The sequence below is a fragment of the Neobacillus muris genome (genome assembly GCF_943193175.1).
Classification (GTDB): domain Bacteria; phylum Bacillota; class Bacilli; order Bacillales; family Cytobacillaceae; genus Neobacillus; species Neobacillus muris.
Genome location: NZ_CALPDF010000007.1, coordinates 115119 through 129543, shown reverse-complemented (window position 1 = coordinate 129543; position 14425 = coordinate 115119). Strand labels below are relative to the sequence as shown.

Below are 14425 nucleotides of genomic sequence, written 5' to 3'. Positions count from 1 at the left end.
GCAGTAATAGTAGATTAACAATTTATCATTAAAGTTTACTTGTGTTTAAAAAAAATGGAGGGGGAATTCGTTTGTTTAACAAAATGAAGGGAAAAATTATACCGGTTGCGGTCCTGTCAACCGTTGCGTTTGGAACCCTGTTCAGCACGTCTCATCATGATGTACAAGCCAAACAGGAAAAAGTTTTTTCTGGCAAGCTTCTACACGTGCCTGAAACCAGGCCAGAGAAAGAAAAAACTAGGTTACCAAAAAACAGAAGAAAAAATGAATTCAGGGGCTGGCCATTAACAGTAAGTGTTCTGGCAGCCCCTTTTAGTGTTTAAAAACTGTTTCGGTATACATAAGCATCTTTTGGCTGGTCGATAATTTTATAATCCGTTACCTTTAAGATAGGAATTTTCATTTTAAACGGCTGATAATACATCGTGTCAACGGTTCCTGTCACCTGGTACCACTGGTCATTTGGAATGTGGACATCCTCAGGAAATTCAATGAGCATGCCGAACACGCCAGAGTCCGCGATACAGTGGATCATCCCAAATCGGAACAAGAATATTTGATTGCTGTTCAAACCCGGACCGTTATAGGAAAAACCCTTCATGGTAATGGATTTGCCAACAAATTCCCCCGAATAATTGTAAATGACCTCTAAGCCTTTTAAATAATCCTCATCGGTCAAGGTGATGTCATCTTGACCTTTATAGGACTTGAATTCTTTGCTTACCAATTCTAAAAATCCGTCTTTCCCCAGAAATTGGCTCATATCAGGATTTAAAATTTGATGCATTCCATATTTATCTGCCCCGTCCTCCAGCGTAGGAAAACTAAACCCCTTCGCATTGACTAATTGGGAGTCCAGGGTTGCAACCGGCAGCAGGACACCTGTGAGTGCTGGAATAATCACCATGGTATACGAAATGACTCTTTTTACCCGTTTGCCTACTGAAGGCTTTTCGGCTTTATGGGTATGGCCGTGTGCATGGTCATGATGGCATTCCTGACAATCTGCTTGTTTTTCTGATTTTTTGTCAGCCCGATACCATCGGATAACTTCGATGATCGTCAGAAAAAATAGGGCATAAATCATGCTGTAGGATAGAAAGGAATACTTCATGTTAATATATTTTGAAATATTTCCTGAAAGATGCAAATAAAAGAACAAATAGGTAAACGCTAATAGTATAATCACACGGAACATTTTCATTCACCCCTTTACAGTAACAATGAGCCGATAAACACGAATCCGGAGATTAAGGATACAAGAAGAATAACGAATTTCGGTTTAAAGGTTCCAAACATCATTAGCAGGTTTTTAATGTCTACCATAGCACCAAATACTAAAAATGTCACAATTGAGCTTTGAGAGAATGTGTTTCTGAAGGAGGAAGCAACAAAAGCATCCGCTTCAGAACAAATCGATAAGATGAAAGCTAAAGCCATCATCACAAGGATGGCCGCCACTTTTGAATGTCCAAGCGTGGCGAGCGTGGCGGTAGGGATATAGGTTTGCATCGCTGAGGCGATCAATGACCCCATCACCAAGAATTTTCCTACGTTAAAAAACTCATCAATCGTATGGGTAATGACACTCCATATTTTTTGCTTTGTATTTTGCTTCGAATGGTCATGTTCGTGAACGTGCTCATCCGGGTTAATTTTTAATTGATTGGTTTTAATAACGAAAGAAAGGACAATCCCTACTAAAATGGAAACAGCGATGGCGAACCCAGACCGGTACCAGACCATCGTCCAGCTATTTCCAAATGCAATGTAAGTAGAAAACAGAACGATTGGGTTGATGATTGGTCCTGTCAGCATAAATGAAATGGCTGCCGGAAGTCCGACCCCTTTTTCTACTAATCTTCTAGTTATGGGAATGATTCCACATTCACATCCTGGAAACAAGGCACCTACTAAACTGGCTGTAATAACTGAAAGAATTCTATTTTTTGGCATAATCCGCACAATCATATTTTCAGAAACGAATACTTCGATAAGGGCTGAGACGAAAGCTCCGATAATAATAAACGGGATGGCTTCAATCACTATACTGATAAAGATTGTATTTAATTGCAATAATTGATCCATAGGAATTCCTCCTGTTGTGAAAAAAACATAACTATTATAACACTAATGCAAAGAAAGGATGCTGTTTTTGATTTCCAATAGAGGGAGGAATCCAATAATGTGCGCAAAAAAAGGCGATTCAGGAAACCTGAATCGCCTTGTGTATCGCTACGCAGCAGCCTTTGGTTTTTCAGCAGAGGCATTTTTGTTTGTAAACTTTCTGATGTAAGGAATGACCCAGCGGTCTAAACCGATCCGGCCAGCGTTGTAGCCTGCTGTTAAGATGATGAAGCCGATGAAAATGTCTCTAGGGTTGTGAGAAACCGTTCCTGCTAAGAAGAACATAAAGTTCATGAATAATCCGAAGAACATGGCAGCAGTCGTTAAACATCCAAGCAATAAGCCTAAACCGATTAATGTTTCTCCCCAGGGAACGACAAAGTTAAAGATATCGACGTTTGGCAGAGCAAAGCCTTTCAAGAAATGGACGTACCAGCCAAATACCATGTCGCCTTCAGGACCTTTTACCGGATTGGCAATCGCGCCTTTTAAGAATCCAGAAGCATCAAATCCACCCGTTAATTTGCCAAGCCCGGCTGTGAACCAAGAATAACCAAGATATACACGTAAAACCGCAAGGATGATAGCAGCGTATTTGTTTTCTCTTAAAAATTTGTTAAACATAAGTTTTCCACCCCTTAAATTCTTTTGTTTTCCTTTACACCATTAATATATAAAATTTAAAGGTAAAAAACATGGCAATAGGGATAAGTTCAAATTTTGTTCGAAATGTTATGGCGAACTTTTGAACAAGATAACAAATTTGAGACAAACTGGGAAAATGCCTGAAGGAAGTTAAACTGTAGTATTACCGCCGCGGGGCCTGTCCCCCGCCGCGGTAAAGCGTCTATGTGGTGGTTGCCTGGTTTTTTTCGATTTTCATTTCTAGTTTTTCGCTGGCGAAAGTGGAGCCTAGGACTAGGATTCCACCTATCATTTGCATCCAGGTCATGCTTTCGTTTAGGAAAATGGCTGCAAAAATGACGGCTGAAATCGGGTCGATGTAACTGAGAACCGCAATGGTCTGCCCCTTTAGCTTTCGGATCGATGTAAAGTATAAAAAATAAGCTAACCCGGTGTGAATGATCCCGAGTATCAAAATAAATATAATCGATGTTGCATTTAACCCAGCAAAGCTGAGCTGTCCCTTCCAGCTGATATATGGCAGCAGGACTAAAGACGCGGCCATCAATTGCACTAATGTGATTTCAAAACCAGACAGATTTTTCATGAATTTATTCATTAAAATGACACTGGCATATAATGCTGCCGCCAAGAGGCCGTAGAAGATGCCGAGTGTATGACTTGCTGAACCGTCCGTGCCTCCTGAACCAGGATTGACGATTAAAAATAAACCGATCATAGCCATGAGAATGCAGACGATTTTGCCGGCCGTCAATTTTTCCTTCAGAACCCATGGAGCTAAAATCATGACGAACACGGGGGCAAAATAATAACTGATGGTGGCATTGGAAATGGTCGTGAACCGATAGGATTCAAAGAGAAAAATCCAGTTCAGCCCAATAGCAGCCCCAGATACTAGAAGCAGAACGGCATTTTCTTTTAATGCTTTTACCGATGGCTTGTGCTTGACCAGCAAACTGGCTATAAGCAGGAACAGGCTTCCTATGATCCCTCTTAAAAAGGCAATTTCACTAGAAGTTAAATCAATTTTTTTTACAAAGAGACCGATGCTTCCAAAAATGAGCATGGTCACGATTAGTCTCATTTTTCCCCTCATATGGTATCCCTCCTAATGTTTAATCCAATCACAAAACAGGCATTTTCTCAACTTATTTTTTCGGAGTTTTCTGATTGGTTGGTGAAATGGAGGCCAATAAATTGGAAAAAGTATCATTCCCCATCATTAGATGTGGGGATGATACTTTCACTAAATAGCAGCTATTGTTTTGGTTGATGTGAGGGAATGTTCCTCACCATGAGACAGACACATTTTTAGGACTGGATCCCAATCTTAAACTGGATTCAGCCATACTCGAGAGAACTAAAAAATGATTCAGCATCGGCTCCTCCTTCGCCGAGTACCATGATAGCCACACTCGCTATCCCCACTGCCTCTTACTATAAACCACCAATATTACCAAACTATTAACTATTTGTAAGAAACATATTAACTTTTAATGACAGTAACGCTTTAAAGAGCCGGGGGCCAGTCCCCCGCTGCATTAACGTATTACTCTGCCGGGGGACTGGCCCCTATTCAGGTAGTTTTAGGCGGTCGTCGGCAAAGGGGGGTTGTTCCATCCAGCCTTTTTTTATGACTAATTTGCTGAATGATCCGAGGACGAGGAAGTTGCCGATTATGGATTTTTCGCAGCTGGTGGTGATGTCGACTCTTGCGCTTGCGGTACTGGCGGTTCCGTAGTAGCTGATGGCAGCTGCAATGAGGAAACCGGAATGAAAGGTGATGAGCCGATCAGAAAAAGGGGATACGGTGGAAGTAGTAATTTCCGTATCTAAAGTAACCGCGGTGTGAAAATTTTCTTTTAACAACATAGTGGAGAAGATGCTAATATGTTTGTTTTTTACTTGGATGCACTTATCCAAAAATTTATTTACCGCTTGATCTTTGCACACCTGTTTGAATGCCACTAACAGTGCCTTAGTTAACCGGCTTTTTTCTAAATTAAAGAAAATATTTCCAACCTCCATGGAGTTCAAGGCCCGGCTGTCTCCGAATACATCGGTTATGTATTGAAGATTTTGGACGTATTGAATTTTTTTCGGTAATTCATAAAATGGCGGCTTCACGTAGCACTTCATGGTCATCAGCAATTCGAGAGACTGATTATAAAGATTCATCGTATCTAAATTACATTGATAATAAAAATCCCGAATATCTTTTCGGATCGACACACTAAAGGCAAGACTGTAAGATTGGGCACCATGCTGGGTCATGGTATGCAGATAATATAAACAAAAAAGTTCAGAGAACAATGGGGGTGCATCATAATTTGCATCTTTATCGGTAAAGCCATTAGGAACAGGAAAATTTTCTTTATGAAATAAATCCTTTAATGTACGGATATGTTGATTGGACAAATCAAGTGCCGTTTGAAGCAGATTATGTATCTCTGGGTCATGGGCAATTCTTAACATATATTTTGTCACACATACAGATAAGGTCTCACGGAAATAATGAGTCCATAAATTAGAAATTTCTGGAGATGTTAAACGTTCGGATTGGTTGTTATCCTTCATTTGAATCCTTCCTTTACCCTGATCGGCACAGCCTCATTTTGCCTTATTTTAACCTTGCCTAGTCCTTTTATGTGTTAAAATGGAGTTTATTAACTATGGTAATCCAAGCGTTTTTTTATACCAGAAAAGGAGGGAGCGGGGCGCATGAACATGCCATTCACCCAAAAAAACATCAAGGAACTGTGCGGCGATGTCTCCTTCAAACGGGGGGAGTATTTTTATCGAACGAATAAAGTTGCCTTTCAGCAATATCTTCCCAATCGTTATCGTGCAACCGTAACAGTAGAGGAAGAATTTCATGTTGAAATTCAAATAGATGAAATCGGGGAAATGTACACCGAATGCACTTGTCCTAAATTAGCTTCTTTTCATAAGGATTGTCAGCATATAGCTGCTGTTTTGATCGCCATTTCTGAAAACCAGCGCCAAAAAATACCGCTAACGGGTGCCAGTGGAGAACTTACCGAGGATTTTCTCACACTTTTCAACTCTTCGTCCGTTAAGCCAACCGGACATTTGCCTCATTTTGAGCAAAGAAAAGTGCTTGCTGCCGCCTTTAGCTGTAAGCCGGTCGAGATGGGGAACAGCCAGTATTTATTGGGCATTGAAATGTCGATTGATTCGTTCAAAGTGAATCAGCTGAGAGAATTTTTGGAGCAGGCGAGAAAAGGCCAATCCTGGCAAGTTGCTGAGACATTCCTATTTAACCCTGAACATTTTTGCTTTGAGAAAGAAACAGATGCCGTTCTTCAAGAGCTCATTCACGTAATGCAGGATGAACGGGTATATGGAAAGCTGTCGGCTATGGAGGAGGAGCATTTGATGCTCCTCCCTCCATCCGCCTGGGAGCGCCTTTTGCCGCTGCTGATCGCTGCCCCCCATGTGTCTGTCGAATACGATGGCCATATGTATGAAGGGCTGCAAATACTAACAGGACCACTGCCATTGCAATTCGATTTTTCCTACACAGAGGAAGACCATTATCAATTGAGGATAAAAGGCATGGAGCAACTGCTCGTCCTGCCCTCCTATCATTCCGTTCTGTATGATGGAAAAATAAAGCAGCTGGAAAGCGAGGATGGCCAACGGCTGTTAGACATGAAACAAATGCTTGAAGCATCCGGTACCAACCAAATTCCGATTTCGGCTGAACAAATTCATTTTTTTCTTGAAAAAGCTGCACAGGGGTTGAAAAGGCTGGGCCAAGTTCATGTATCAGAGGCCGTTGCGAAAAAATGGCGGAGCACACCTTTAAAGGCGAAGCTCTATTTGGATCGTGTCAACAATTTGCTCCTCGCCGGTCTCGAATTCCATTATGAAAACTGGATGATCAATCCATTGGAAAGGAAAGACCTGCCGGCCGGCAGCCTGTTGATTCGGGATATGGAGAAGGAAGAGCTCATTTTAAAAATAATGGATGACAGTTCCTTTGCGAAAACGGACGGCGGGTATTTTTTGCAAAATGAGGAGCTGGAATATGAGTTTTTGGTTCATGTAGTACCCAAACTTCAAAAGCTGGTGCAAATATATGCCACTACAGCTGTTCGAAATCGAATTGTCCGCGGAACGTCGATCCCTCAAGTGCGGGTCAAGGTCAAAAAGGAGCGGACCAATTGGCTGGAATTCAAGTTTGAAATGGATGGCATTTCGGATGGTGAAATTCGGGAAGTGTTAGCGGCGTTAGAAGAAAAACGAAAATATTACCGCCTGCCAAACGGCTCCTTGCTTTCTCTGCAAACCAAGGAGTTTGCTGAAATTCAGCGGTTTTTGCTTTCGCCGCTTGCCCAGAATCAGGATTTGGCCAATGGATTAGCTTTGCCCATGGAAAAATGCTTGGAGCTGCTTGACACGGTGGAGATCAGTGATGCGTTTAAGCTGGAAGAATCCTTCCGCGAGCTTCTTGAGGACCTGCGCAATCCCGGCCGCTTAGAGTTCAAGGTGCCAGCCAGCTTGGAGCCGATTCTGAAGGAGTATCAAAAGCACGGGTTCAAATGGATGAAAACATTGGCTTACTATGGCTTCGGGGGGATCTTGGCGGATGATATGGGGCTGGGAAAAACGATTCAAAGCATCGCTTTTATGGTATCCGAGCTGTCGGAGATCCGCAATGCAAAGCAGCCGGTTCTCATAGTTTGTCCAGCATCGTTGACGTATAACTGGCTTAGTGAATTGAAAAAGTTTGCCCCCGAATTGCAGGCGGTTGTCATCGATGGAACAAAGTCTGAACGGACAAAGCTGTTAAAGGAAGGTTCGGCAGCTGATGCACTGATCATTTCCTATCCGCTAGTCCGGCGGGAAATTGGCTTTTTGGAGAAGCAATTTTTCCATACTGTGTTTTTTGATGAGGCGCAGGCCTTTAAAAACCCGCTGACTCAGACGGCACGGGCAGTAAAACGGCTGCCATCACGGTATCGGTTTGCCCTGACAGGTACACCCGTTGAGAATTCATTGGAAGAGTTGTGGTCGATTTATCATGTGGTATTTCCTGAGCTATTCCTTGGGTTAAAGGAATTTAGCAAGCTTCCCAAGGAAAAGATTGCCCGAAGAATCCGCCCCTTCCTCCTGCGCCGGATGAAGGAGGATGTTCTTTCAGAGCTGCCTGAAAAAAGGGAGTCGCAGGAATCAGTGGAATTGCTTGGAGATCAAAAGAAATTGTATGCCGCTTACTTGGCGAAACTCCGGCATGACACCCTCAAGCATTTAGACAGGGATACGATTCGAAAAAATCGGATTAGAATCTTGGCCGGTTTGACCCGGCTGCGGCAGATTTGCTGCCATCCAGGCTTATTTGTCGACGGGTATCAAGGCAGTTCCGCCAAATTTGAACAGCTGATGCGATTGATCGATGAATCGAAGCAATCGGGAAGAAGGGTGCTCATCTTTTCCCAGTTTACTAAAATGTTAGAGATGATAGGCCGGGAACTCACAATGAAAGGCCTGCCGTTCTTTTACCTGGATGGGCAGACTCCTGCAGAGGAACGGGTGCAAATCTGTGAGCGATTTAATCTTGGGGAGCGGGATTTCTTTCTGATTTCCTTAAAAGCAGGGGGCACGGGCCTTAATTTGATGGGGGCAGATACGGTTATTTTGTATGACACCTGGTGGAATCCGGCTGTCGAAGAACAAGCGGCGGACCGGGCCCATCGGATGGGGCAAAAGAACACGGTTCAAGTCATTAAGCTTATTGCCCGGGGAACGATTGAAGAAAAAATGAATGAACTTCAAGAAAAAAAGCGTCATCTGGTGGAAGAGATCATTGATTCGGACGAAGATAGGGCCATGGCCGCACTTACCGAGGAAGATATTCGAGAAATCTTGATGATTTAGCATTTGCAGGGCAGTCCTGAAGAGGTCTAAAAGATGAATCTTTTCAGGACTGTTTTTATGTGTGATCCAGCTAATTTAATGCTATTCGTAAGGAAGCACAACACTCGTTTACTAACTTAAGATCCTCCTGGTCATTCGCATACGAGAGAAGCATAATAAGCGAATAAATCGCTTTAAACCTTGCCGCTATTTTCCACTCAGGCAAAACATCTCCGTACCACTGGAAAAACTCATTTCTGCCTGCAGGGGGTAAAAAACTATAAACGATTGATAAATCGATTACCGGGTGGCCAATATGTGTGTCACCCCAATCGATAACAGCTGAAATCTTCCCCTTATCATCCACAAGAAAATTTTTCATATGTAAGTCACCATGAACCAATGTTCGAGTTTCATCCTTAAAGGACGCGTGGATCGTTGAAAGGAAATCATGAAGTTTTTCCTCCGTCCCAGAGTCCAATAACCCGTTTCTCTTGGCGCTTTCGATACTCGTTTCCAGCATTGGTTTTCTTTTTACTAAATTCATTCGGTCAAGCTGATCATAGGGAATTTGCAGTTGTTCCGCTTTCCCTTTTGGAAAATCGTGCAGCTTTTTTAAAAAAAGCGCGAATGGCTTCGCAGACATGATTCGCTGTTCCTCTGTCAACCTGAACGGAGTCTTTCCGGGCAGCAGTTCATAACTGGCAAATGGCCAAGGATAACCTGCTTCGGGCCTCCCCAAAAAATGCGGATGGGGAATGGGAATGGGCAGGTTTGGGGCGAGCAAGGGAAGAATCCGGCATTCTGCCGCCAGTAAGCTGACCGCCATTTCTTTCCGTGGAAACCGAAAAACGTATTGGTTATTCACAAGAAAAACCGAATTATCAAAGCCTTCACCGAAATTGGTTATATGAACAGGCTGCAGCTGTGGAAACTGTGCTGTGATCATCCTGGCGGCTTGACCGATCTGAACGGTGATTTCTGGTTCCCATGGCTGATTCATGATTACACCTTCCATCCTAAAGAAAGTTACGGCCGAAAAGATTGTATGACTGTGCCTTTTCCGTCTGCAGCTTCTACCTCTGCGTAAGCCCCGTTAATAAAGGTCATTTGCGGCGGAACATGGCCGCAATCGATATCAAAAATAATCGGAACCTTCAACTCATCAGCCAGCTCCTGATAAACATCTTCCACGGTATAGTTTTCCACAGCCCTATTGGCTGGGCTGCGGCCAAACATCAGCCCGGAACAGTTATGAAACCAGCCCGCCAGCTTCATTTGGACTAAAGACCTGCGCAAATCAGCCGTATTCAATTCGCAGTTTTCTAAATACCAAATCACCGGATCTCCTTGAAGATGCTGATCTCTAAAATTCTGCACATTGCCGTACGGAGTTCCCGCTAGATGTCTGATAATGTCGATGCAGCCTCCCAAAAGCCGTCCTTCGATCTTTACTGTTCGGGCGGGAATGGTTTTCCAAACCGTCTTTTCCGTTAAGTGAAACACACAAGCCGTTGGCTCGTCGTGGCGCCATTTTTTTTGAAAGAGGGAAGAGGAATGCTGGACGACGGATTCTCCCGGTTTGGTCGATAATACGGTTTGCCACATGGCTGTCGTATCGTCGGAATATTCTCCCCGCAAGTCGATTAGATTTGTGCCATGAGCGGTAGCCATTCCTGTTTTTAACGTAATCGCCAGCAGCAAGCCGCTCATGTCAGAGTAACCTAAAACCCATTTGGTTTCGATATTTTCAAAGTCCAGATGTTCGAGAATTTCCACCATCAGTTCTCCGCCCCATGGAGGAAGGATGATGTCGATGGCGGGATTTTGCATCATTTCGTTCCATTCAGCTGCCCGTTTTTTGGCTGGAGCCGATTTCGCCTTATCCTGCGTCCAAACCGTCTCGCCGCAGATCGTGGTGAATCCTTCTTTTTCCAGCCGTTGGCAAGCCTGTTTTACTAGAGGATGTAAGTCAGCCGGCACACCGGAAGATGGTGCGGTTACCCCGGCTGTGGCTCCTTTTTTTAAATAGGGATACGTTATCATGGCTTTTCCTCCCGGTTTTTTCATGATTTTACCATTATGCTTTAGTTGGAGCCATACCTATTTAAAAAAATATATTTGGGAGTCATAGTTTAACTAAACACCAATTTTTGGTAGTCTAAAGGTAATGGACAGTTTACGAGGAGGAAGATAAGATGAGGCGTTTGCCGTTTGAGCGACCAACGGAGTACTATGATGACAGGCTTTTTTCCATCGATGAACAGATTTGTGCCCTTCTGAAAGAACGGCGGGAACTTTCGAATCAGAACCCGGGATTTCCGCCAGCTGATTTGATTGCTGGGTGGGCTTCAAAGTATGGCCATTACGAGGATTTCTTGAACTCTTTATTTGGTTCTTTAAGACTGGAAGATCAATTTAAACCACGGGTGGAACCGATTCATTTTGAAAAATATCTCTCGATTCTAAAGTCTGTTGAAAAAGCTGGCCGTTTGTACACGATTACGTTTATCCGCCAGTTTGAGAACGCCAGCGTGGTTCAGTTGAATTGCGATTGGCATGAGACCGAAGGGGAGCACGAGCTAAGGCATCTACAGCACGAACGGCCTGCCTTTTTGACATTGGAGATGGGAGAGCCGTATGAATGCCGGATGGATCGGGGCAGCGGGACAACCGGTCAATACACTCATACCTTTATTGTCACACCAAGGATACCCGATGATTATTCAGGACTGAAGCTGACCTTTAAAGAGTATCAGGACCCGTTCAAGGACGAGCCAACAGGTCTGGAAATTGGTTTTCAATTGGATTAAGGAGGAAATAACATGCGAACAAAAGCCCTTTATCCCTATATTTATTTTTTTATGGAACCGAATATTGTCTTTGTTTATCAGATTGAATCGAGCCGGTACTTGACGCTAAGTGAGTTACATCATAGGGGCGAATGGCAAACCTATGAACTCAGCGATTCTGAGGAATTTGAAACGTTTCATCATGCGGAAAGTGAGCCGCTCATCGGCAGAGGGTATGCTGTGAGACAGGACGATCGTATGAAGATGCTTGAACACATAAATCAGCAAATTCAACAGCATCGGCAGTTTCCTATGGACGGCCCGGTTCACATGGTGGTCTCTGAATCCGCAGCCGGTTGTTTGCGTTTTGGGCTCGAGCGGCCAAAGACGGTGATTGGGTTCCCCGATTTTTTTGCCATTGGCCCCGTCTGGCAGCTGCATGAAACAGCCGGGCAGGATTTTCGCTTTGAATGGCTTTATGAGCATATTAATACAGAGATGGAAGACTATGAGCGTGAGACTTTATTTAAAAATACGCTTATGGAGATAGAGGATATCCCGGAGCAGCTTCCTATTTATCTTTGGACGGCCAATAATGCCAGCGAACAGACTGGTATCCGGTTCATGTTCAAGCTGTTAAGCGGAAAAGCCAATAAGGTGTTCTTAATGAATTCAACCAGCCTCTATGAATCATTTATGAAGGGGCAGGACGGTTTCCAGCTGATGACACATACTAGTCAAATTGAGCCGGAGAAGTTACGGCTGTTTTTGGAGATGGCGGCGTTAACCCCATTGTCAGAGGAGGAGAGGCTTCGCTATGAGAAAGAATGGCAAGAGCTGTCTAGGTCCTCACCACAACAGGTTTTGCGGATCTGGAAACAGGAGCGAATCGTAAACGTGCCCGAAACCTATTATGATGAATTAATCCTCAGCATGCTGGAAAAATTACAGCAAAACCAGGAATTTATCTTAACAGCAAGAATAATCGGTGAAACATTAAGCCAAATGGACGAAATCATCAGCGACTCATTCCTAGAATACAGAATCAGAACCATGGTCTATAACGGAGCCCTTCAGCTAAAAGGAATCCCCAAATCCATGAGACACTACTCCGTCAAACTCCGTTAGCGGGGCCAGTCCCCCACTGTGCTAAAGTACTGCAGCGTTAATGAAGCGGGGGCCAGTCCCCCGCTATGATAAAGTGATGCAGTGTTAATGAGGCGGGGGACTGGCCCCTATTGGTTTCTTAGAGAGTGAAGGACCACTGGTGCAAATTCTGTGTAGTTGTCGATGTGGAAGTCCGCTTCGATGTTTTGGTTTTGGAAGGCTGCGGTTTTTATGTTTAGTTTTCTGCCGGGAATTAAATCGAGTTCGCGGTCACCAACAACTAAATCGATGGGGTATTTTTTTAGAACGTATTCGTAGGAAGCGCTGTGGGGCTTTCTGGTGAAGCCTTGCTCTTCTACAGATACAATTTCTTGAAAGTATTTTGTTAACTGATATTTTTCAAGCAAGTAGAGTGTAGATTCCTTGTCACGGTGTGTGACAATAATATTTTGGTCAGCAGAAGCTAGAGCATCCTTCAGGTAGTCAAACGGCCTGCTGGTCAATCGCGAATAATGGTTATACAATTGTTGATATTTTTCTCTTTGGCTTTCACTGATTCCATAATGCTTAAATGCTGTTTTCGAATCTTTTTTCAACCAGCTCAATACTTCAGCACGGTCCAGGTCTCTCCCGCTTAGCTCGATAAATCCTTGGACAAGAGCCGGATAAGTGTCAAACAGTGTCCCATCAAAGTCCCATAATATATTCAAAGGTATCCCTCTTTCGTTTATTTTGCTGCGTGATGTCATTATAAACATAGTCTTGCCGGAACAGCAATTGTTTTGAAATGAATCGGTGAATAAGGGAGCATAAATTCGCCGCCGTCGTTAAAATTTTGGAATGAATTGACAAAATGGAATAATAATTGGAAAATCGTTCCACTATAAGTAGATATGAGGCTCTTTAGCACACAAACTAAAAAACGGTTGGGGGAATTCATTTGACGGGAATTGCTAAAACGCCGCAGGCGCCGTATTATGCTGTCATTTTTGCTTCCGTACGAACGGAAGGCGACAGAGGGTATCAGAAAATGGCTGAAAAGATGTCAGAGCTGGCCTCCAGGCAGCCGGGATTTTTAGGTGAGGAAAGTGCCCGTGACAATCACCTAGGGATAACCGTTTCCTATTGGGAATCGTTAGAGGCCATAAAAGGCTGGAAGGAGCATGCAGCACATCAGGCGGCAAAGGAAAGAGGAAAAACAGAATGGTATCGAAATTTTTCCTTAAGAATCTGCAAAGTGGAGCGGGACGATTTTTTTGATGTGTAACCACATTACTTCTAAAAAGTAGCATTACAGTGCAAGGGCTGCAGCTTCTCGCAGCCTTTTTATTTTTTTCTTAAAAAAGTTGTCAAATTATGTAGCACAATATCCCCATTATTCTTACCTTCATGAAATTTGAACGTATATTTGCTCATGCAGATGGAAAAGCGGTGATTTCTGCTGTGGCAAAACAGGAGCCGAAGGAGCCGGTAAGTCATGAGTTCTGACTACAGGCCGGATTATGTATCATTATTTGTCCGGGGTACAGACAAGAAAAAGCCCCAAACTAACTAGCCTCGCTTCAGAGCCGTTCATTTCCATTCACCCAAAAACGGCTCAAAATATCAACTGGCAGATGGGGACTTGGTAAAGGTCCAATCGAAAAGGGCAGTGCTGTGATGAGAACATCGGTTACCCCCTCCATCCGGGAGGACACCCTGTTCACCTCCTTCCACTGGGGGGACCTTCAAAGCATCAACCGCGTAACCAATCCCGCTTTGGACCCGAACTTCAAAATGCCCGAATTCAAAGTCTGCACCGTCAACATTTCACCGCTTTAGCAGGGCGGGGGCCAGTCCCCCGCTCTGTTAGTGCGTCAACGCAGCAGTGG

The 14425-nt window shown here is 43.8% G+C and carries 15 protein-coding genes and 1 pseudogene; 7 read left to right on the top strand and 9 right to left on the bottom strand.

Translation table 11 applies throughout. The features are described from left to right. The first annotated feature begins 71 nt into the window (after window positions 1–71). Entirely contained in the window at window positions 72–323 is a 252-nt protein-coding gene (locus NFS43_RS07725) for a hypothetical protein (protein ID WP_251551065.1), read from the top strand. Here the strand turns inward: NFS43_RS07725 and NFS43_RS07720 are convergent. The 5 genes from NFS43_RS07720 to NFS43_RS07700 form a co-directional block, all read right to left on the bottom strand. Next, window positions 320–1198, bottom strand: a complete 879-nt coding sequence (locus NFS43_RS07720) for a TIGR03943 family putative permease subunit (protein WP_251551064.1) — start codon at window positions 1196–1198, stop codon at window positions 320–322. The two genes, NFS43_RS07725 and NFS43_RS07720, sit on opposite strands and share 4 nt — an antisense overlap. Before the next feature lie 14 nt (window positions 1199–1212). Beyond that, a complete protein-coding gene (locus tag NFS43_RS07715; RefSeq protein ID WP_251551063.1) occupies window positions 1213–2088 on the bottom strand; it encodes a permease in 876 nt (291 codons plus the stop codon). A 147-nt stretch (window positions 2089–2235) separates the two neighbouring features. Further along, window positions 2236–2751, bottom strand: a complete 516-nt coding sequence (locus tag NFS43_RS07710; protein WP_251551062.1) for a DoxX family membrane protein — start codon at window positions 2749–2751, stop codon at window positions 2236–2238. Between the two features lie 223 nt (window positions 2752–2974). Continuing rightward, window positions 2975–3868 carry a DMT family transporter gene (locus tag NFS43_RS07705; protein WP_251551060.1) on the bottom strand — a complete coding sequence of 298 codons (894 nt, stop codon included), beginning with the start codon at window positions 3866–3868 and terminating at the stop codon, window positions 2975–2977. 476 nt (window positions 3869–4344) lie between these two features. Further along, window positions 4345–5349 (bottom strand): DUF3231 family protein, encoded by a 1005-nt coding sequence (locus NFS43_RS07700; RefSeq protein WP_251551058.1) that lies wholly within the window; start codon window positions 5347–5349, stop codon window positions 4345–4347. A gap of 144 nt (window positions 5350–5493) precedes the next feature. Here NFS43_RS07700 and NFS43_RS07695 point away from each other — a divergent pair, with 144 nt between their 5' ends. Further along, window positions 5494–8676, top strand: a complete 3183-nt coding sequence (locus tag NFS43_RS07695) for an SNF2 helicase associated domain-containing protein (RefSeq protein ID WP_251551056.1) — start codon at window positions 5494–5496, stop codon at window positions 8674–8676. 70 nt (window positions 8677–8746) lie between these two features. Here NFS43_RS07695 and NFS43_RS07690 read toward each other — a convergent pair whose 3' ends face one another. Continuing rightward, complete coding sequence (locus NFS43_RS07690; RefSeq protein ID WP_251551054.1) at window positions 8747–9658, bottom strand: phosphotransferase; 912 nt, start codon at window positions 9656–9658, stop codon at window positions 8747–8749. Window positions 9659–9684: 26 nt separating this feature from the next. Continuing rightward, entirely contained in the window at window positions 9685–10701 is a 1017-nt protein-coding gene (locus NFS43_RS07685; protein ID WP_251551052.1) for a S66 family peptidase, read from the bottom strand. Between the two features lie 152 nt (window positions 10702–10853). On the opposite strand from NFS43_RS07685, the gene NFS43_RS07680 reads away from it, so the two are divergent. Both NFS43_RS07680 and NFS43_RS07675 read left to right on the top strand, forming a co-directional pair. Continuing rightward, window positions 10854–11468 (top strand): hypothetical protein, encoded by a 615-nt coding sequence (locus tag NFS43_RS07680; RefSeq protein WP_251551051.1) that lies wholly within the window; start codon window positions 10854–10856, stop codon window positions 11466–11468. A gap of 12 nt (window positions 11469–11480) precedes the next feature. Beyond that, complete coding sequence (locus tag NFS43_RS07675) at window positions 11481–12575, top strand: DUF1835 domain-containing protein (protein WP_251551050.1); 1095 nt, start codon at window positions 11481–11483, stop codon at window positions 12573–12575. Between the two features lie 107 nt (window positions 12576–12682). Here the strand turns inward: NFS43_RS07675 and NFS43_RS07670 are convergent, their stop codons facing one another. Continuing rightward, window positions 12683–13264: an HAD-IA family hydrolase gene (locus NFS43_RS07670; protein ID WP_251551049.1), complete on the bottom strand. Its 582-nt coding sequence runs from the start codon at window positions 13262–13264 to the stop codon at window positions 12683–12685. Window positions 13265–13494: 230 nt separating this feature from the next. On the opposite strand from NFS43_RS07670, the gene NFS43_RS07665 reads away from it, so the two are divergent. Next, the gene (locus NFS43_RS07665) at window positions 13495–13821 is read left to right on the top strand and encodes an antibiotic biosynthesis monooxygenase family protein (RefSeq protein WP_251551048.1); all 327 of its coding nucleotides are present in this window, start codon (window positions 13495–13497) and stop codon (window positions 13819–13821) included. Window positions 13822–14056: 235 nt separating this feature from the next. After that, a pseudogene (locus NFS43_RS24590) lies at window positions 14057–14116 on the top strand (hypothetical protein); the annotation flags it as partial. Here the strand turns inward: NFS43_RS24590 and NFS43_RS24355 are convergent. Beyond that, window positions 14117–14251 carry a hypothetical protein gene (locus NFS43_RS24355; RefSeq protein WP_277613910.1) on the bottom strand — a complete coding sequence of 45 codons (135 nt, stop codon included), beginning with the start codon at window positions 14249–14251 and terminating at the stop codon, window positions 14117–14119. Between NFS43_RS24355 and NFS43_RS24585 the strand changes: the two genes are divergently transcribed. Then, on the top strand, window positions 14214–14375 hold the full coding sequence (locus tag NFS43_RS24585) for a molybdopterin dinucleotide binding domain-containing protein (RefSeq protein WP_420910303.1): 162 nt from the start codon (window positions 14214–14216) through the stop codon (window positions 14373–14375). The two genes, NFS43_RS24355 and NFS43_RS24585, sit on opposite strands and share 38 nt — an antisense overlap. Window positions 14376–14425: the final 50 nt, after the last annotated feature.

Bases quoted from the DNA above. Each gene is read 5' to 3' on its own strand.
- NFS43_RS07720 (WP_251551064.1), bottom strand. From the start codon at position 1,198: ATGTTCCGTGTGATTATACTATTAGCGTTTACCTATTTGTTCTTTTAT.
- NFS43_RS07715 (WP_251551063.1), bottom strand. From the start codon at position 2,088: ATGGATCAATTATTGCAATTAAATACAATCTTTATCAGTATAGTGATT.
- NFS43_RS07710 (WP_251551062.1), bottom strand. From the start codon at position 2,751: ATGTTTAACAAATTTTTAAGAGAAAACAAATACGCTGCTATCATCCTT.
- NFS43_RS07705 (WP_251551060.1), bottom strand. From the start codon at position 3,868: ATGAGGGGAAAAATGAGACTAATCGTGACCATGCTCATTTTTGGAAGC.
- NFS43_RS07700 (WP_251551058.1), bottom strand. From the start codon at position 5,349: ATGAAGGATAACAACCAATCCGAACGTTTAACATCTCCAGAAATTTCT.
- NFS43_RS07695 (WP_251551056.1), top strand. From the start codon at position 5,494: ATGAACATGCCATTCACCCAAAAAAACATCAAGGAACTGTGCGGCGAT.
- NFS43_RS07690 (WP_251551054.1), bottom strand. From the start codon at position 9,658: ATGAATCAGCCATGGGAACCAGAAATCACCGTTCAGATCGGTCAAGCC.
- NFS43_RS07685 (WP_251551052.1), bottom strand. From the start codon at position 10,701: ATGATAACGTATCCCTATTTAAAAAAAGGAGCCACAGCCGGGGTAACC.
- NFS43_RS07680 (WP_251551051.1), top strand. From the start codon at position 10,854: ATGAGGCGTTTGCCGTTTGAGCGACCAACGGAGTACTATGATGACAGG.
- NFS43_RS07675 (WP_251551050.1), top strand. From the start codon at position 11,481: ATGCGAACAAAAGCCCTTTATCCCTATATTTATTTTTTTATGGAACCG.
- NFS43_RS24585 (WP_420910303.1), top strand. From the start codon at position 14,214: ATGAGAACATCGGTTACCCCCTCCATCCGGGAGGACACCCTGTTCACC.